Source organism: Kitasatospora sp. NPDC058048 (assembly GCF_042885555.1).
In the GTDB taxonomy this organism is placed as follows: Bacteria; Actinomycetota; Actinomycetes; order Streptomycetales; family Streptomycetaceae; genus Kitasatospora; species Kitasatospora lactacystinica.
On record NZ_JBHVRT010000027.1, the window covers coordinates 19,242 to 37,677 of the forward strand.

The 18,436-nt window shown below is 75.2% G+C and carries 14 protein-coding genes; 11 read left to right on the forward strand and 3 right to left on the reverse strand.

Annotation, left to right across the window (positions count from 1 at the left end):
• Window positions 1-144: 144 nt before the first annotated feature.
• The 5 genes from ACFVVA_RS26170 (at window position 145) to sucD (ending at window position 7,250) form a co-directional block, all read left to right on the forward strand.
• Window positions 145-1,227: an AAA family ATPase gene (locus ACFVVA_RS26170; RefSeq protein WP_380548889.1), complete on the forward strand. Its 1,083-nt coding sequence runs from the start codon at window positions 145-147 to the stop codon at window positions 1,225-1,227.
• A complete protein-coding gene (locus ACFVVA_RS26175; RefSeq protein WP_387693176.1) occupies window positions 1,224-3,629 on the forward strand; it encodes a DUF5682 family protein in 2,406 nt (801 codons plus the stop codon). The genes ACFVVA_RS26170 and ACFVVA_RS26175 overlap by 4 nt, the downstream gene beginning before the upstream one ends.
• 69 nt (window positions 3,630-3,698) lie before the next feature.
• Window positions 3,699-4,865: a VWA domain-containing protein gene (locus ACFVVA_RS26180; RefSeq protein ID WP_387693178.1), complete on the forward strand. Its 1,167-nt coding sequence runs from the start codon at window positions 3,699-3,701 to the stop codon at window positions 4,863-4,865.
• 303 nt (window positions 4,866-5,168) lie between these two features.
• Window positions 5,169-6,341, forward strand: coding sequence for an ADP-forming succinate--CoA ligase subunit beta (sucC, locus tag ACFVVA_RS26185; RefSeq protein WP_359911285.1), 1,173 nt, complete (start codon window positions 5,169-5,171; stop codon window positions 6,339-6,341).
• A gap of 18 nt (window positions 6,342-6,359) precedes the next feature.
• Window positions 6,360-7,250, forward strand: a complete 891-nt coding sequence (gene sucD, locus ACFVVA_RS26190) for a succinate--CoA ligase subunit alpha (protein ID WP_387693181.1) — start codon at window positions 6,360-6,362, stop codon at window positions 7,248-7,250.
• A 62-nt stretch (window positions 7,251-7,312) separates the two neighbouring features.
• On the opposite strand, the gene ACFVVA_RS26195 is transcribed toward sucD, so the two are convergent.
• Window positions 7,313-9,586, reverse strand: coding sequence for a LuxR C-terminal-related transcriptional regulator (locus tag ACFVVA_RS26195; protein WP_387693183.1), 2,274 nt, complete (start codon window positions 9,584-9,586; stop codon window positions 7,313-7,315).
• A 132-nt stretch (window positions 9,587-9,718) separates the two neighbouring features.
• On the opposite strand from ACFVVA_RS26195, the gene ACFVVA_RS26200 reads away from it, so the two are divergent.
• The gene (locus ACFVVA_RS26200; protein WP_387693185.1) at window positions 9,719-11,149 is read left to right on the forward strand and encodes a DUF6350 family protein; all 1,431 of its coding nucleotides are present in this window, start codon (window positions 9,719-9,721) and stop codon (window positions 11,147-11,149) included.
• A 55-nt stretch (window positions 11,150-11,204) separates the two neighbouring features.
• Here the strand turns inward: ACFVVA_RS26200 and ACFVVA_RS26205 are convergent, their stop codons facing one another.
• Window positions 11,205-11,903 (reverse strand): hypothetical protein, encoded by a 699-nt coding sequence (locus tag ACFVVA_RS26205; RefSeq protein WP_387693187.1) that lies wholly within the window; start codon window positions 11,901-11,903, stop codon window positions 11,205-11,207.
• 400 nt (window positions 11,904-12,303) lie between these two features.
• Between ACFVVA_RS26205 and purN the strand changes: the two genes are divergently transcribed.
• Both purN and purH read left to right on the forward strand, forming a co-directional pair.
• On the forward strand, window positions 12,304-12,963 hold the full coding sequence (gene purN / locus ACFVVA_RS26210; protein ID WP_359915185.1) for a phosphoribosylglycinamide formyltransferase: 660 nt from the start codon (window positions 12,304-12,306) through the stop codon (window positions 12,961-12,963).
• On the forward strand, window positions 12,960-14,534 hold the full coding sequence (gene purH, locus ACFVVA_RS26215; protein ID WP_387693189.1) for a bifunctional phosphoribosylaminoimidazolecarboxamide formyltransferase/IMP cyclohydrolase: 1,575 nt from the start codon (window positions 12,960-12,962) through the stop codon (window positions 14,532-14,534). Before purN ends, purH begins: the two co-directional genes overlap by 4 nt.
• A 122-nt stretch (window positions 14,535-14,656) precedes the next feature.
• On the opposite strand, the gene ACFVVA_RS26220 is transcribed toward purH, so the two are convergent.
• Window positions 14,657-15,268: a hypothetical protein gene (locus ACFVVA_RS26220; RefSeq protein WP_359915188.1), complete on the reverse strand. Its 612-nt coding sequence runs from the start codon at window positions 15,266-15,268 to the stop codon at window positions 14,657-14,659.
• 562 nt (window positions 15,269-15,830) lie between these two features.
• On the opposite strand from ACFVVA_RS26220, the gene ACFVVA_RS26225 reads away from it, so the two are divergent.
• From ACFVVA_RS26225 to ACFVVA_RS26235, 3 genes are all read left to right on the forward strand, one after another.
• On the forward strand, window positions 15,831-16,685 hold the full coding sequence (locus tag ACFVVA_RS26225; RefSeq protein ID WP_387693191.1) for a bifunctional methylenetetrahydrofolate dehydrogenase/methenyltetrahydrofolate cyclohydrolase: 855 nt from the start codon (window positions 15,831-15,833) through the stop codon (window positions 16,683-16,685).
• A 19-nt stretch (window positions 16,686-16,704) separates the two neighbouring features.
• Window positions 16,705-17,130 carry a DUF3017 domain-containing protein gene (locus ACFVVA_RS26230; RefSeq protein ID WP_359915192.1) on the forward strand — a complete coding sequence of 142 codons (426 nt, stop codon included), beginning with the start codon at window positions 16,705-16,707 and terminating at the stop codon, window positions 17,128-17,130.
• 217 nt (window positions 17,131-17,347) lie between these two features.
• Entirely contained in the window at window positions 17,348-18,340 is a 993-nt protein-coding gene (locus ACFVVA_RS26235) for a malate dehydrogenase (protein ID WP_359915194.1), read from the forward strand.
• Window positions 18,341-18,436 lie beyond the last annotated feature (96 nt).

Consider the following 18,436-nt stretch of genomic DNA (forward strand, 5'->3'; position numbering starts at 1 on the left):
TGACGGCCCGTCCGGGGCCCCGCCGGGTTGTCAGTGGCTCGGTGCAGGGTGGGTTCCACAGGCCGGGACGCCGACCTGGCTCCCCCCGATCACCCTTGCGCCCGGGGCACCCGTGTGCCCGGCGGCAGACCCGAAGGAGCCCCCATGACCGACGTTCTGCGGCAGCACGCCGAGGACGCGTTCGCCGGCGAACTGGCCGCGCTGGCCGCACAGGACGACCGTCCGCGTCCCGAGCGCTGGAAGCTCTCGCCGTGGGCCGTGGCGACGTACCTGCTCGGCGGCGAACTGCCCGACGGCACCCGGATCACCCCCAAGTACATCGGCCCGCGCCGGGTCGTCGAGGTCGCCGTGACGACGCTGGCGACGGACCGCGCGCTGCTGCTGCTCGGCGTGCCGGGCACCGCGAAGACGTGGGTGTCCGAGCACCTGGCGGCGGCGATCAGCGGCGACTCCACGATGCTGGTGCAGGGCACCGCCGGCACCCCCGAGGAGGCCGTCCGGTACGGCTGGAACTACGCCCAGCTGCTCACCCGCGGGCCCAGCCGGGACGCCCTGGTGCCCTCGCCGCTGATGCGGGCGATGGCCGAGGGCAGGATCGCCCGGGTCGAGGAGCTCACCCGCATCCCGGCCGACGTGCAGGACAGCCTGATCACCATCCTGTCGGAGAAGACGCTGCCGATACCGGAGTTGGGCTCCGAGACGCAGGCGGTGCGCGGCTTCAACGTGATCGCCACCGCCAACGACCGCGACCGCGGCGTCAACGAGCTGTCCAGCGCGCTGCGCCGCCGCTTCAACACCGTGGTGCTGCCGCTGCCGGGCTCGCTGGACGAGGAGGTCGACATCGTCACCCGCCGGGTCAACCAGCTCGGCCGCTCCCTGGAACTGCCCGAACTGCCCGGCGGCGCCGAGGAGATCAGGCGCGTGGTCACCGTCTTCCGGGAGCTGAGGGCCGGGATCACGGTGGACGGCCGGACGAAGGTCAAGACCCCGAGCGGCACCCTCTCCACCGCCGAGGCGATCTCGGTGGTGACCAACGGACTCGCGCTGGCCACCCACTTCGGCGACGGCGTGCTGCGCGCCGGGGACGTGACGGCCGGCATCCTCGGCGCCGTCGTCCGCGACCCGGTGGCGGACCGGGCGGTCTGGCGCGAGTACGTCGAAGGGGTGGTGCGCGAGCGCGACGGCTGGAAGGACTTCTACCGCGCCGCCCGTGAGGTGGGGGCATGACGGCGCCCGAGGTCGCCCTGCTGGGCATCCGCCACCACGGCCCCGGCTCGGCCCGGGCGGTCGCCGCCGCGCTGGCGCAGTGGCGGCCGGACGCGGTGCTGATCGAGGGCCCGCCGGAGGCCGACGGCATCGTCCACCTGGCCGCGGAGAAGGACCTGGTCCCGCCGGTCGCGCTGCTCGCCCACGCGGTGGACGACCCGGCGAAGGCCGCCTTCTGGCCGTACGCCGAGTTCTCCCCGGAATGGGTGGCGATCCGGCACGCCGTGGAGCACGACCTGCCGGTCCGCTTCATCGACCTGCCCGCCGGGCACGGCTTCGCGCCGGCCCCGGAGGAGGACGCGGAGGGGACGGCCGAGGAGGGGACGGCCGTCGAGGGCACGGCCGCCGAGGAGGAGGACGCCGGGCCGGTCGCCGACCCGCTGGCGCTGCTCGCCGAGGCGGCCGGGCACGACGACGCGGAGCGCTGGTGGGAGGACGTGGTCGAGCACCGCGCGCCCGGCGACGACGCGCTGGCGCCGTTCGCCGCCGTCGCCGAGGCGATGGGCGCGCTGCGCGCGGAGGGCCTCGGGGAGTCCCGCCGGGACCTGCTGCGCGAGGCGTACATGCGCCAGCAGATCCGTGCCGCCCGCCGCGCCGGGCACCGCAGGATCGCCGTGGTCTGCGGGGCCTTCCACGTCCCCGCGCTGGAGCGGATGCCCACCGTCGCCCACGACCGGGCGCTGCTCGCCGCACTGCCGAAGAAGGTGCGGACGGACATCACCTGGGTGCCGTGGACGCACCGCCGGCTCTCCCAGGCCACCGGTTACGGCGCGGGTGTGCAGTCGCCCGGCTGGTACCACCACCTGTTCACCACCGACGGTGACCCGGTGCCGCGCTGGCTCACCCGGGCGGCCGACCTGCTGCGCGCCGAGGACCACCCGGTCTCCTCCGCGCACGTGATCGAGGCGGTCCGGCTGGCCGAGACCCTGGCTGTGTTGCGCGGCCGCCCGCTCGCCGGGCTGACCGAGACCCTGGACGCCGTGCGCGCGGTGCTCTGCGAGGGCTCGGACGTCGCCCTGGAGCTGGTCCGGGACCGCCTGGTGGTCGGCGACGCGCTCGGCGAGGTCCCGGACGCCGCACCGGCGGTGCCGCTCCAGCGCGACCTGACCCGGTTGCAGCGCTCGCTGCGGCTCAAGCCCGAGGCCGCGCCGAAGGACGTCGACCTCGACCTGCGCAAGGACACCGACGCGGCCCGCTCCCGGCTGCTGCACCGGCTGCGGCTGCTGGGCGTGGACTGGGGCGTGCCCGCGCGCTCCTCGGTGAACTCGACCGGGACGTTCCGGGAGAGCTGGCGGCTGTGCTGGCAGCCCGAGTTCGCGGTCCGGATCGCCGAGGCCGCCCAGTGGGGCACCACGGTCGAGGAGGCCGCGGCCAACAAGGCCGTCGGCACCGCCCGCGCCGCCGGGGAACTCGCCGAGCTGACCGGCCTGGTGGAGACCTGCCTGCTGGCCGGGCTGTCCGGCGCACTGCCCGCCGTGATGCGGGTGCTCGCCGACTGCGCGGCGCTGGACACCGACGTCGCGCACCTCGCGGGCGCGCTGCCCGCACTGGTCCGCGCGCTGCGCTACGGCGACGTGCGCGGCACCGACCACGGCGCGCTCGCCGAGGCGGCCGCGGGCCTGGCCGAGCGGATCTGCGTCGGACTGCCGTCCGGCTGCGTCGGCCTGGACGCGCAGGGCGCGGAGGCGATGCGCGGCCGCCTCGACGAGGTGCACGGCGCGATCGGCCTGCTGGCCGCCGATCCCGGCGACGCCACTACCGCCGGCACCACCACGGCCGACACCACCACTACCGTCGGCACCGCGCCGGACCCGGACGGCCTGGCCGGCCTGGCCGACCGCTGGGCCGCCGCCCTGCGCTCGCTGGCCCGCCGCGAGCCGGCCGGCGGACCGGCCACCGGCGCCCCCGGGCTGCTGCGCGGCCGGGCCGTGCGGCTGCTGCTGGACGACGGCCGGCTCGACTCCGCGGAGGCCGGCCGACGGCTTCGGCTGGTGCTCTCCGCCGCCAACGCCCCGGCCGACGCGGCCGGTTGGGTCGAGGGCTTCCTGACCGGCGGCGGCGCCCTGCTGCTGCACGACCCGCGGCTGCTCGCCCTGCTGGACGAGTGGCTGACCGGGGTGAGCGGCGAGGCCTTCACCGACGTCCTGCCGCTGCTGCGCCGCACCTTCGCCGGACTGGAGGCGGGCGTGCGCACCACCATCGGCGGCCGGGTCGCGGCCGGCCCGCTCGGCGAGCCGCCGGCCGTCGACGCCGCGGCCGGTGAGCTGGACCGGGCCCGGGCCGACGCCGCCGTCCCGGTGGTGGCCCTGCTGCTCGGGATCCGCCCGAGGATCCCCCGGCAGGCCGCCGGCCGCGACACCTGACACCCGCCGCGTTGGCACCCACCGCACCGAACGCCTGCCCCACCGCAGGACCCGCTGAAGGAGGACGAGATGGCAGCGCCCACGACCGACGAACGGCTGCGCCGCTGGCGGCTGGTGCTCGGCGGCGAGGCCGACGGCACCGGCTGCGCCCTGCGCGGCCGCGACGCCGCGATGGACGGCGCCCTCGCCGCGCTCTACCGCGGCGCCCCCGAGGAGGGCGCCCGGGCCGGGCGCACCGGGCGCCGCGGTGCCGGGCTGGGCGGCTCGGCCCCGCAGGTGGCCCGCTGGCTGGGTGACATCCGCGAGTACTTCCCGTCCACCGTGGTGCAGCTGATGCAGCAGGACGCGATCACCCGGCTCGGCCTGGACCGGCTGCTGCTGGAGCCGGAGATGCTGGAGGCCGTCGAGCCGGACGTGCACCTGGTCGGCACCCTGCTGTCGCTCAAGCACGCGCTGCCCGAGACCACCCGGGAGACCGCCCGGGCGGTGGTCGGCAAGGTGGTCGCCGACCTGGAGCGCCGGCTCGCCGACCGCACCCGGGCCACGCTCGGCGGCGCCCTCGACCGCAGTGCCAGGGTCAACCGTCCCCGCCACCGCGACATCGACTGGGACCGCACCATCCGGGCCAACCTGAAGAACTACCTGCCCGAGCACGGCACCGTCGTCCCCGAGCGGCTGGTCGGCTACGCCCGCGCCCAGCGCGCCGTGAAGAAGGACGTCATCCTCTGCATCGACCAGTCCGGCTCGATGGCGCCCTCGGTGGTCCACTCGGCGGTCTTCGGCGCGGTGCTCGCCTCGATGCGCACCCTGGACACCCGGCTGGTCGTGTTCGACACCTCGGTGGTCGACCTCACCGAACAGCTCACCGACCCGGTCGATGTCCTGTTCGCCACCCAGCTCGGCGGCGGCACCGACATCAACCGCGCCCTGGCCTACTGCCAGTCGAAGATCACCCGGCCCTCCGAGACCGTCGTGGTGCTGATCAGCGACCTGTACGAGGGCGGCATCCGGGACGGCATGCTCAAGCGGGTCGCCGCGATGAAGGCGGCCGGCGTCCAGTTCATCGCCCTGCTCGCGCTCTCCGACGAGGGGGCCCCGGCGTACGACCACGCGCACGCCGCCGCCCTGGCCTCGCTCGGCGCGCCGGCCTTCGCCTGCACCCCGGACGCGTTCCCGGAGATCATGGCGGCGGCGATCGAGAAGCGCCCGATCCCGGTGCCTGCGCAGGGGGGGTGAGGGATTCACCCGAACGCGCTAATCGGACCGATCGGTGGACCGGCCGCCCACCCCGTCCCTCCTGGGCATTCTGTGACGGTTCTCACCCATGCCGGGCAGGCCCCGGGCGGAACAGTCCCGTCCCGCGGGGATAACCTGCCAGACGGACGTGACGCGCGTGTTGATTGACGTGTGCGCCCGTGGCTGTGTGGGCCGCAAGGCCGTACCTCTGCGTACCCGCACCGCCCCGACGACCCGCAGCGAAGATCCTGCCGTGGCACGCTCGTAGAGACACAATCCGCGACCACGAACAAGGACAAACACGTGGACCTGTTCGAGTACCAGGCGAGGGACCTCTTCGCCAAGCACGGCGTGCCCGTGCTTGACGGCGATGTCATCGAGACCGCCGCAGACGCTGCCGCCATCGCGGAGCGCTTCGGCGGCCGCGCCGTCGTCAAGGCTCAGGTGAAGGTGGGTGGCCGAGGCAAGGCCGGCGGCGTCAAGCTCGCCGCCGACCCGGCGGACGCCGTCGCCAAGGCCGAGCAGATCCTCGGCATGGACATCAAGGGCCACACCGTTCACAAGGTGATGCTGGCCCAGACCGCGGACATCAAGGACGAGTACTACGTCTCGTTCCTGCTGGACCGCACCAACCGCACCTTCCTGGCCATGGCCAGCGTCGAGGGCGGCGTGGAGATCGAGGTCGTCGCCGAGCAGAACCCCGAGGCGCTCGCCAAGATCCCGGTCGACGCCAACGAGGGCTGCACCCCGGAGAAGGCCGCCGAGATCGTCGCCGCGGCGAAGTTCCCGGCCGAGGTCGCCGACCAGGTCGCCGAGGTCCTGCAGAAGCTGTGGACCGTCTTCATCAAGGAGGACGCCCTCCTCGTCGAGGTCAACCCGCTGATCAAGTCCGGCGAGGGCAAGATCATCGCGCTCGACGGCAAGGTCTCCCTGGACGAGAACGCCGAGTTCCGCCAGCCGGAGCACGAGGCCCTGGAGGACAAGGCCGCGGCCAACCCGCTGGAGGCCGCCGCCAAGGCCAAGGGCCTGAACTACGTCAAGCTCGACGGCCAGGTCGGCATCATCGGCAACGGCGCGGGCCTCGTCATGAGCACCCTCGACGTGGTCGCGTACGCCGGTGAGAACCACGGCGGCGTCAAGCCCGCCAACTTCCTCGACATCGGTGGCGGCGCCTCCGCCGAGGTCATGGCGAACGGCCTGGAGATCATCCTGGGCGACCCCGACGTCAAGTCGGTCTTCGTCAACGTCTTCGGCGGCATCACCGCGTGCGACGCGGTCGCCAACGGCATCGTGCAGGCCCTCGCGCTCCTGGAGGGCAAGGGCGAGAACGTCACCAAGCCGCTGGTCGTCCGTCTGGACGGCAACAACGCGGAGCTGGGTCGCAAGATCCTCGACGACGCCAACCACCCGCTGGTCCAGCGCGTGGACACCATGGACGGCGCCGCTGACCGCGCCGCCGAGCTGGCCAACAAGTAAGGAAGGGGACTTAACACCATGGCTATCTTCCTTACCAAGGACAGCAAGGTCATCGTCCAGGGCATGACCGGCGCCGAGGGCATGAAGCACACCCGCCGCATGCTCGCCTCCGGCACCCAGATCGTCGGCGGCGTGAACCCGCGCAAGGCCGGCACCACGGTCGACGTCGACGGCACCGAGATCCCGGTCTTCGGCTCCGTCGCCGAGGCGATGGAGAAGACCGGGGCCGACGTCTCCGTCCTCTTCGTGCCGCCGGCCTTCACCAAGGCCGCCGTCGTCGAGGCCATCGACGCCGAGATCGGCCTGGCCGTCGTCATCACCGAGGGCGTCCCGGTGCACGACACCGCCGCCTTCTGGGCGCACGCCGGTGCCAAGGGCAACAAGACCCGCATCATCGGCCCGAACTGCCCCGGCCTGATCAGCCCCGGACAGTCGAACGCCGGCATCATCCCGGCCGACATCACCACCTCCGGCAAGATCGGTCTGGTCTCGAAGTCGGGCACCCTGACCTACCAGCTCATGTACGAGCTGCGCGACATCGGCTTCTCCTCGGCCGTGGGCATCGGCGGTGACCCGGTCATCGGGACCACCCACATCGACGCCCTCAAGGCCTTCCAGGAGGACCCGGAGACCGAGATCATCGTCATGATCGGTGAGATCGGTGGCGACGCCGAGGAGCGTGCCGCGGCCTACATCGCCGAGCACGTCACCAAGCCGGTCGTCGGCTACGTCGCGGGCTTCACCGCCCCCGAGGGCAAGACCATGGGCCACGCCGGCGCCATCGTCTCCGGCTCCTCGGGCACCGCCCAGGCCAAGAAGGAGGCCCTCGAGGCCGCCGGTGTCAAGGTCGGCAAGACGCCGTCCGAGACCGCCCGCCTGGCCCGCGAGATCATCGCCGCCCAGGCCTGATCCCGCCCCGCGCGTGACGAGCGCCCCCGCCCTCCCGGGCGGGGGCGCTCGCCGTTCGCGGCTCAGTGCCGCCCCGGCCCCGTGGTGCAGGGCAGCGGCGACCACTGCCGGCAGGCCGCCGGGCCCTGCGGCGGCGGAGCGGCGCCCCGGGCCGCCGGCGGCAACTCCCAGCGCGCGACCGCCTGGGGCTGCGGATCCACCAGGACGGCCTCCAAGCCGGGCGCCGGGCTGCACCAGATGCTGGTGATGCCGTTCGGCGCCCCGTCGGGCAGCAGCGGCACGGCCGGCTCCGCCGCCTGCGCCGCGGTGGCGGCCAGGCAGAGCGTGGGCGTCGGCGGGATGGTCGGCCGGAACAGCTCCGCCGGGCGCACCCCCGCCAGGGTCGCCAGCGTCGCCCCGCCCACCGCGACCGTCAGCAGCGCCGCCGCGCCCGTCCGGCTCGCCGTCCGGAGCCGGTACCGGGCCCGCAGCACCGGCACCGGCGTCCGGTGCGGCTCCGGGCAGCCGCGCACCGCCGCCCGGTGGAGCAGCCCGCACAGCCCGTCCGCGAAGCCCGGCGCCGCCGGGTCCGGCCCGACCAGGTCCGGCACCCACGCGGCCAGCGCCGCCCGGGCGGCCCACACCCGTCCCTCGGCCGCCGCCAGGGTGGACTCCACCTCCACCGCGACCGCCACGGCCGGCAGCCCCAGCCCGTCGTGCAGCACCAGCGCCCGGCGCTGGGGGCGGGACAGCCGCTTGAGCGCCTTCAGCAGCGCCCGGTCCCGGTCGGTCAGCCGGTCGTGGTCCGGCAGCACCGCCTGGGTCTCGTCGGCCGGCCGCACCTTGATCCGCCGGTGCGGCAGCCCCCACGCGTGCGCCCGCCGGGGGCCGCCCCGGTGCCACGGGGACAGCGCCAGCTCGCAGGCGCGCGCCCGTACCCAGCCCTCCGGGTTCCCCGAACCGGCGGCCGTGCCCCAGCACCGCCGGGCCTCGCCGAACGCCCGCCGCACGCAGTGCACCGCCCGGTGCCGGCAGGCGGTCAGCAGGAACACCTGCTGCACCAGCCGGGTGTGCGCGGTCTCGTAGAGCTCGTCGAAGCCCATCGCCGGGGGCTCGGCGTCGAGGTCGTCGTCCGCGTCCGAGGGAGCGGCGGCGGCCAGCGCCGCCCGGCCGGGACTGGCGGCGGCAGGGTCCTGCGGCTCCGTCCGTGCCGTCCGCGCCCGGTCGGGTTCGGCGGCCGGTGGCCGTTCGGCGTCCGGCCCGGTGTCCGGCTCGGTGTCCCGCTCGGGTGCGGCCGGGGCCCGGACGGGCGCCGCGGGGGCGGCGGTGGCGCTGTGCTCGGCGTGCTCCGGCGGGGCGTTCCGGTCCGGGCCGGAGCCGACGGCGGTGGGCGCCACGAACTCGGCGGCCGGTGGCCGTTCGGTGTCCGGCTCGGTGTCCGGCTCGGGGGCGGCCGGGGCGTGGTGCGGCGTGTCGCCGTGGCCGGCGGCCGGGCCGGCGGGGGCCTCCTCGGACCCGCCTCCACCGGCCGCGTCGGCGGCCGGAGCGCTCGCCTGCCAGGCCGGCCCGTCGGCGGGAGCGCCGGGCAGGCCGCCGTGCCGGTCGGGGTCCCCGGGGGCCGTCGGCGGGTGGCCGGTGTCGGTCGGCTGACGCCGCCCGTCGTCCGCCACCGCGGCCGGAGGCGCCTGGAGGGCGGCGGATCCTGGCCGGTCCCCAGGCGTGCGGGGCTCCTGCGCGCGCCCGGGGGCGGCGCTCCTCCCGTCGGCCGGCGGCCCGTCGGCGGCCTGCCGCGGCTGCTCGGCCGGGGCCGTCCGCCGGGTGCCGTCCCAGGGTCCCGGGGCGGGTTTCCCGGCTCGGGTGCGGCTCCGCTTCCCGGTCGCCTCCCCGTCCGTGGCCGCGTCGGCCCGCGGGCGGTCCGCTCCCGCCACGGAACCGGGGGTGGCCGGGGCGGAGGAGTCCGGGACCGGCCGCAGGAGGACCGGTTCGTCCGGTGGGAGCCCGGCACCCGGGGCCGGGCCCGGGTCGGCCGGGTCGAGGCCGGTGAGGTTCGCCGGGCGTCCGGTCGGGCCGGGGTCCTGGGGGCGCGGCGGCGTGCCGGCCAGCAGGGCGAGTGCCTCCGCCGCGGTGCGGGTGCCGAGCTTGCGCATCGCGCGCTGGAGGTAGCTGCGGGCGGTGGTGGGGGTGACCCCGAGGGTGGCGGCGGTGCGGGGGAGGTCGTGGCCGGCGGCGAGGTGGGCCAGGGTCTGGGCCTCACGGGGGGTCAGCTTCCGCAGCAGGCGGCCCGGGTCGGTCTCGGCGAGGGCGGGCCTGCGGTGGCGCTCCGGAGTGGGGGAGTCGGCGGTGGGTGGCGTGGCCATCAGACGCTCCGGGCCGGGGCGCCGGCGGCTTGGGGGCAAGGTCTGAAAATGCGCATAAGCCAATAATCTGGGACACGGCGGCGGTTTGGCGCTTCACGGAGCATGGCGAGTCGCCTTGGCACCATGTGGCCCATGACGCAGCTGATGGGCCGTCCGATCCTGGACTCGCCCGGTGAATTGGGCGGACGCCCCGCGCTGGCCGACCTGTTGGCGGGTGTACGGACGGCGTTGGTCGGCCTGGCGGTGGTCGGGGCGCCGGTGCTCGGGCTCTGGGTGGCGACGCCGTACGCGGACGACGGTGCGGCCGTTGTCACCCGGTTGGCGGGGGCGCTCTGGCTGCTGGGGCACGGAGCGCCGCTGCTGCGCGGGCCGGCGGACGCCCCGCTGACGGTCACTCCGCTGCTGCTCGGCGCCCTGGCCGTGGTCCGGCTCCACCGGGCGGCCGCCGGGGTGGCCGCCCGGCGCGGGCCGCGCCCGCGCTGGGGCGGTCCGGTGGCGGTGTGGGCGGGGTACTGCGCGGTGGCCTTCGCGGTGGCGCTGCACTGCGCGGCCACCGGGCCGTTCCGCAGCCGGGTGCTGCTGGACGTGCTGGTGGTGGCGCTGGTGGCGGGCCTGGCGACGGCCGCGGGGGCCCGCTCGGTGGCCGTCCTCGACGTGCCGGTCGACTCCCCGCTGGACCGCCTCCCGCCGCCGTACCGCCCGGTCGACGGTGCGCCGGTGGTACGGGCCGCGGCGCTGGCGGCCGGGGCCGGGCTGGTCGCGGCGGGCGGTCTGCTGGTGGTGTTCTCGGCGGTGCTGGACGCGGTGGCGGGCGGTGGGCACGGGATGGCGCTGCTCGGCGGCGGGCCCGTCGCGCTGCTGGGGCTGGTGCTGCTCGCGCTGGCGCTGCTGCCGAACGCGGTGCTGTGGGGTGCGGCGTACGCGCTGGGGCCGGGCTTCGCGCTCGGCGCCGGGACGGTGGTGTCGCCGACCGGTGCGGTGCTGGGCCCGGTGCCCGAGTTCCCGCTGTTCGCCCTGCTGCCGGCGGACGGGCCGGGCGGCTGGCGGCTCGCGGCGTCGGTCCTGCCGCTGCTGGCCGGGGTGGTTCCGGCGGTGCTGCTGGGCCGTGCGGCGGCGGGCCGGCGGCTGCCGGTCTCCGGGGCGGGGGCCGGGGAGCGGCCCGAGCCCTGGACGCCGGCTGCGACGGTGGTGGCCGCGCTGGCGGCGGCGCTGTGGGTCGGGGCCGGGGCGGCGGTGCTGGGCCGGCTCTCCGGCGGGGCGCTGGCGGGCGAGCGGCTGGCGTGGGTGGGGCCGCTGCCGTGGACGGGTCCGGCGGCGGCGGGCTGGATCGCGCTGGTCGCCGTCCCGGGTGCGTTGCTGGTCCGGTACCGGATGCTGGGCCCGGCGGACGGCGTGGGCGTGTACGCCCGGCTCGCGCGCCAGGCCCGCCGGGGTGCGCTGGGGCTGCGCGCCTGTACGTACGCCCTCGTGCTGCGGCTTTCGGAGCCGGGTGCCGGGCCCGCCGCCGGCGGACCGGGCCCCGCCGGGCGGGACCCGGACGACCGCGCGGGCCCCGAGGACTGAGCGGGCCTCGACGACCGACCGGGGCCGGGGCGACCGGGCGGACCCGGAGGTCCGGCTACTCGGTGTTCCCGGTGAAGTCCACGTACCACTGCGGCGCGTACCGGTCGCAGTTCTGGGCGCCGACGCTGGTCAGCGAGTCCTGGACGCAGGTGACGTAGTCGCGGTAGTGGTACCCGAGGCCGATCACCGAGGTCGCGACCACGATGGTCATCGCACCGGTCAGGACGCCGGCGAGCGCCGCCGGGGTGAGCGGGTTCGGGGCGGGGGCCGCGGGGAGCGGCCCGGCCGGCCCGGCGACGGTGGCGGCCGGGGCGGGCCGCCGGGTCCGCAGCGCGCCGACGCCCCAGACGACGCCGAGCGCCCCGATCAGCAGGGCGATCCAGTGGAACCCCGCGAACAGGCAGACCAGGGCGAACGGCCCGGCCAGCGCCGCGTTGCGGGCCTTGCGGTGGGCCGGATCGGCGAGGTCGAGCCGGGGCGGCTGCGGGGACGGCGGTCGCTGGCCGGTGCGGCCGTCGCCGGGGCCCCACGGCGGCGGCAGCTGCGGACGCTCGCCGCCCCTGCCGTCGGAGCCGCCCCTGCCGTCGGAGCCGCCCGGACCGGTGGGGCCGCCCTGCCCGGTGGGGCCCGCTTGGCCGTCGGAGCCGTGGCCCCCGCCGGCCCAGGGGCTGCGCGGCTGCCACGGCTGGTCCGGGGCATCCGCCGGCGGCGGCGCGAAGGGGTTGCGCTCGCCGGTGTCGTCGCCGCTGCTCATGGGTTCAGCCATTCCTTCTCGGTCGGGGCTCGTTCGGAGGTTCTCGCGTCGGAGCGGTCTCCCGCGCCCCCAATGATCCCGCAGTCGTCCGCCGGGCCACCGGCGGCCCGGTGCGGCGGGGTGGGCGGGGACGCCGGGGCCGGTGCGGTCCGGGGCAACTCCGGTGCGGTGGGCCGGAGGAGATCCCCGTCTCAACTACGCGCGTAGCGCCGCCGGGAGGGTGCGGAGGCCCTCCGACCAGCCGTTATCGTGGTGACGGTCAGCAGCCCACAGAGGTTCCCCGGGGCCCGCGTCGCGGCGGATTTCCCCGGAGTTCCCCTCGCTCGACCTGCCGTTCGTAGTGGCCCCACCACCGGTGGACGTACCAGCGGACGGCGCCCGACCTACGGAGAGACGCGCAGTGGCCGCCGCCCCCGCCCAGCACTTCCCGCCCCGCACGCCCGGACCGGCCCGCCTGGTGGTGCTGGTCTCCGGCTCCGGCACCAACCTGCAGGCGTTGATCGACGCCGTCGCCGACCCGGCCTACGGCGCCGAGATCCTCGCCGTCGGCGCGGACCGGGACGGGATCGCGGGCCTGGAGCGCGCCGGGAAGGCGGGCCTGCCGACCTTCGTCCACCGGGTGAAGGACCACCCGGACCGGGCCGCCTGGGACCGCGCGCTGACCGCCTCCGTCGCCGAGTACCAGCCGGACCTGGTGGTCACGGCCGGTTTCATGAAGATCCTCGGCCCCGAGTTCATCGCCGCCTTCGCCGGGCGGACCGTCAACACCCACCCCGCACTGCTGCCCTCCTTCCCCGGCGCCCACGGCGTCACCGACGCGCTCGCGTACGGCGTGAAGGTCACCGGCTGCACCGTCCACCTGGTCGACTCCGGCGTGGACACCGGGCCGATCATCGCGCAGGGCGTCGTCGAGGTCGTCGACGCCGACCACGCCGATGGCGGCGAAGCGCTGCACGAGCGCATCAAGACTGTCGAGCGCCAGTTGCTCGTCGACGTCGTGGGCCGGCTGGCCCGCGAAGGTCACCGCATCGAGGACCGAAAGGTATGGATTCCGGCATGAGTGCCAGCTCCACCACGCCCGTTTCGGAGAACGTCCGTCCGATCCGTCGCGCGCTGATCAGCGTGTACGACAAGACCGGTCTGGAGGAGCTGGCCCAGGGCCTGCACGCCGCCGGGGTCGCCATCGTCTCCACCGGCTCCACCGCCGGCCGGATCGCCGCCGCCGGTGTCCCGGTGACCGAGGTCTCCGAGCTGACCGGCTTCCCGGAGTGCCTGGACGGGCGCGTGAAGACGCTGCACCCCCGGGTGCACGCCGGCGTACTGGCCGACCTGCGGCTGGAGTCGCACCGCGCCCAGCTGGCCGAGCTCGGCGTCGAGCCCTTCGACCTGGTCGTGGTGAACCTCTACCCGTTCAAGGCCACCGTCGCCTCCGGCGCCACCCCGGACGAGTGCGTCGAGCAGATCGACATCGGCGGCCCGAGCATGGTCCGCGCCGCCGCCAAGAACCACCCCTCGGTGGCCGTGGTGGTCGACCCGGCCCGCTACGGCGACGTGCTGAAGGCGGCGCAGGAGGGCGGCTTCGACCTGGCCACCCGCAAGCGCCTGGCCGGTGCCGCGTTCGCCCACACCGCCGCCTACGACGTGGCCGTCGCCTCCTGGTTCGAGGACGGCTACGCGCCCAGCGACGAGCGCTTCCCCGAGTTCCTCGGCTCGACCTGGGAGCGGCAGAACGTGCTGCGCTACGGCGAGAACCCGCACCAGGGCGCCGCGCTCTACAGCGACGGCACGGGAGGCCTGGCCGGCGCGCAGCAGCTGCACGGCAAGGAGATGTCGTACAACAACTACGTCGACACCGACGCCGCCCGCCGCGCCGCCTACGACCACGCCGAGCCGGCCGTCGCGATCATCAAGCACGCCAACCCGTGCGGCATCGGGACCGGCGCCGACGTCGCCGAGGCGCACCGCAAGGCGCACGAGTGCGACCCGGTCTCCGCGTACGGCGGCGTGATCGCCGTCAACCGCCCGGTCACCGTCGCGCTGGCCGAGCAGATCGCCCCGATCTTCACCGAGGTCGTGGTGGCCCCCGGCTACGAGGAGGGCGCCCTGGAGGTGCTCACCCGCAAGAAGAACCTGCGGGTGCTGCTCGCCCCCGAGGCCCCGGCCAACCGCCAGGAGGTGCGCCCGATCTCCGGCGGCGTGCTGCTCCAGGACGCCGACCGGGTGCACGCCGAGGGCGACGACCCGGCGAACTGGACCCTCGCCAGCGGTGAGGCGCTGACCGCCGACGAGCTGGCCGAGCTGGCCTTCGCCTGGCGGGCCTGCCGGGCCGTCAAGTCCAACGCGATCCTGCTGGCCAAGGACGGCGCCTCGGTCGGCGTCGGCATGGGCCAGGTCAACCGGGTGGACTCCTGCAAGCTCGCGGTCGAGCGGGCCGGCGAGCGCGCCAAGGGCGCCTACGCGGCCTCGGACGCCTTCTTCCCGTTCGCGGACGGCCCGGCGATCCTGATCGCGGCCGGTGTCAGGGCGATCGTCCAGCCCGGCGGCTCGATCCGGGACGAGGAGGTCGTCGCGGCGGCCGCCGAGGCCGGCGTGACCATGTACTTCACCGGCGCGCGGCACTTCTTCCACTGATCCCGCCGATTCCACCGGTCCCGCCGGCGGCGTGACGGTGTGACGGCGTGACGGAACGACAGAGCGGCCCGGCCCCCTCCGAGGAGGGAGCCGGGCCGCTCTGCGCAGGTCGTGCGGGCCGGTCAGTAACGCGGCCGGTTGAACCAGTTGACGCCGTCCTGGACGCACATGGCGGTGATCCAGATGATGCTGATCGCCAGCCAGAGCAGGGCCATCACCAGGCCGACCGCGGTGCCGCCGGAGATGGCTCCGAGCAGGATCAGCAGGCCGACCAGGGCGCCCAGCGAGCCGTACACGATGGTGGTGACGCGGACGGCGTTGCCGCCCTTGCCGAACTTCACGCCGAGCGTGATGGAGAGCGCGGCGAACAGCCCGAACAGCACACCGACGACGAGCAGGACACCGGCGGCGGCGTCGCCCAGCGCGGTGAACGGGTTGTCGTCGCTGGTGGTCCGGCTGGCGGCGTTGGTGACGTCCTTGGCCGCCGCACCGATGATCACGTAGGAGATCGCGGCGAGCGTCTGGACGCCGCCGACGATGAACAGCAGCACCCGGGCCGTGGTCATCAGGCCGGGCATGGACGGCGGGACCATCGGCGCGTACCCGTAGGCCGGGGCCTGCTGCGGGTAGCCGTAGCCCGGCGCGGCCTGCGGCGGGGCCTGCTGCGGGTAGCCGTAGCCCGGGGCGGCCGGCGGCTGGCCGTACGGGTTGTTCGGGTCGGGCGGGTACGTCATGGATGCCTCCGGGCAGTTACGGGGACGCGGGGACGGGACGCGGACGGTCCCGGTCGGTGAGTCGGGTCACCGGCCGAGGGGGACGTCGGCGGAGCGGGGAACGGCCCGGCGGCGGTGACGGGCGCCGCGGCTCGCAGCGTGGTGAGCGTCAGGGGTGCGGGACGGCCGACGGGTACGGCGCGGGCGGAACGGTGCCCCCGCGGTCGGACTGCTCGTTCTGCTGTGGTCGGCTCACTGGCTCTTTCCCCCGGGTACGCCCCGCCGCGGGGTCCGTCGGCCCGTCACCGGGCCGGTATCGCGGCGGGAATGCGCGCTTATCGTCATCCGGACGGCGGCGCCCTGTCCAGCCGGTTCCGCGTGCCGCGTCAAGACTGTGGCGCAACCGCAACGTGCGTCGGACCTTCGTACCCGTCCGTTCACCCGTCCGTTCACCTGTTCGTCCACCCCGGAGGCGTGCCCGGGACCGGGCCGGAGCCGCGCCCGGGACCGCGCCCGCGAGCGCGGCGGCAGCGGTCGGACGCCCTCGGTACGGAGACCCCCGGCGATCCGGGAGAATGGGGTCATGACTGCCCAGATTCTCGATGGCAAGGCCACCGCCGCCGCGATCAAGTCCGAACTCGCCGCCCGCGTGGCGGTCCTCAAGGCGAAGGGCGTCACGCCCGGCCTCGGCACCGTCCTGGTCGGCGACGACCCGGGCAGCCGCTGGTACGTGAACGGCAAGCACAAGGACTGCGCCGAGGTCGGCATCGCCTCGATCCAGCGCGAGCTGCCCGCCACCGCCACCCAGGAGGACGTCGAGAACGTCGTCCGCGAGCTCAACGCCGACCCGTCCTGCACCGGCTACATCGTCCAGCTGCCGCTGCCCAAGGGCCTGGACCAGAACCCGGTCCTGGAGCTGATGGACCCGGACAAGGACGCCGACGGCCTGCACCCGACCTCGCTCGGCCGGCTCGCCCTGGGCATCGACGGCCCGCTGCCGTGCACCCCGCTCGGCATCGTCGAGCTGCTGCGCCGCCACGACGTCGAGATCAACGGCGCCGAGGTGGTCGTGGTCGGCCGCGGCATCACCGTCGGCCGCTCGATCGGCCTGCTGCTGACCCGCCGCAGCGAGAACGCCACCGTCACCCTGTGCCACACCGGCACCCGGGACCTCGGCGCCCACCTGCGCAAGGCCGACATCATCGTGGCCGCCGCCGGCGTGCCGCACCTGGTCAAGCCGGAGGACGTCAAGCCGGGCGCGGCGGTGCTGGACGTGGGCGTCAGCCGCAGCGAGGGCAAGATCGTCGGCGACGTGCACCCGGGGGTGGCCGAGGTGGCCGGCTGGATCTCCCCGAACCCCGGCGGCGTGGGCCCGATGACCCGCGCGATGCTGCTCAACAACATCGTCGAGGCGGCCGAGCGCCGCGCCGGCATCTGACACCCCAGGGACGGCGAGCATGACTGAACCGCGACCGGCACGGTCCCGCCGCAGGCCGGTCAGGACGACCGGCACCCTGCCGCCCGAGGGCGCCTCCGCGGCCCTCGGACGCGAGCACGCGCTGCCGGTGCGGCAGTGGCCGATCACGCTGGTCCTGCTGGTCGTCGGCGCCGGCCTCGCGGTCACCTGGTTCGCCGACTTCAAGGACGGGTTCAAGTACGGGCTGCTGATCCTCGGCTGCGGCGTGCTGCTCGGCGCGGTGCTGCGGCTGGTGCTGCCCGAGGTCGGGATGCTGGCGGTGCGCAGCCGCTTCACCGACGTGATCGTGCTGAGCTTCCTGGGCATCTCGATCGTGCTGCTGACCCTGGTGGCGCAGCCGAACCCGTGGCTGCAGATCCCGCTGCTCGACAACATCGGCCAGCTGATGGGCCGGCCCAGGCACTGATCCGCAGGGCCCGCGACGGCCCCCGCCCGGTCCCGTGGAAATCCAGGGCCCGGGCGGGGGCCGCCTTGCTTCTGTGACGCATCAGCCACGCCGGGACACCGGGCATACGCTTCCCTTTGCGATAACCTGACGCCGGTCTCTCGACGTCGAGAGAGATCATCCTGGCTCCAGTGCCGGTGTGCCTGGGGCGCCTGGCGATTTGCTGGAGAAGGTAGAAATGACCCGCACCCCCGTCAACGTCACCATCACCGGAGCAGCCGGCCAGATCGGCTACGCGCTGCTCTTCCGCATCGCCTCGGGCCACCTGCTCGGTGCCGACGTGCCGGTGAACCTGCGCCTCCTGGAGATCCCGCAGGGCCTCAAGGCCGCCGAGGGCACCGCCATGGAGCTCGTCGACTGCGCCTTCCCGCTGCTGCGCGACATCACGATCACGGACCAGCCGAACGTGGCCTTCGACGGCGCCAACGTCGCGCTGCTGGTCGGCGCCCGTCCGCGCACCGCGGGCATGGAGCGCGGCGACCTGCTGTCGGCCAACGGCGGCATCTTCGGCCCGCAGGGCAAGGCCATCAACGACAACGCCGCGGACGACATCAAGGTCCTGGTCGTCGGCAACCCGGCCAACACCAACGCCCTGATCGCCCAGCGCAACGCCCCGGACGTCCCGGCCGAGCGCTTCACCGCGATGACCCGCCTGGACCACAACCGCGCCGTCGGCCAGCTGTCGTCCAAGACCGGCGCCCTGGTCTCCGACATCAAGCGCGTCACCATCTGGGGCAACCACTCCGCGACCCAGTACCCGGACATCTTCCAGGCCGAGATCGCCGGCAAGCCGGCCTTCGAGGCCGTCGGCAGCGACCTGGCCTGGCTGGAGGGCGACTTCATCCCGACCGTCGCCAAGCGCGGTGCCGCCATCATCGACGCCCGCGGCGCCTCCTCGGCCGCCTCGGCCGCCAACGCCGCCATCGACCACGTCCACACCTGGGTCAACGGCACCGCCGAGGGCGACTGGACCTCCATGGGTGTCGTCTCCGACGGCTCCTACGGCGTTCCGGAGGGCCTGATCTCCTCCTTCCCCGTCACCACCAAGGACGGCAAGTTCGAGATCGTCCAGGGCCTGGAGATCTCCGACTTCTCGCGCGCCCGCATCGACGCCTCGGTCAAGGAGCTGACCGAGGAGCGCGACGCGGTCCAGGAGCTGGGCCTCATCTGAGCCCGCCCCGCACGGTTCCGCCGGCGGCCCGCCGCTTCCCTCCCCGGGGCGGCGGGGCGCCGGCGGGGGCAGGGGCGCGCGGGGGGGGCGGGGCTG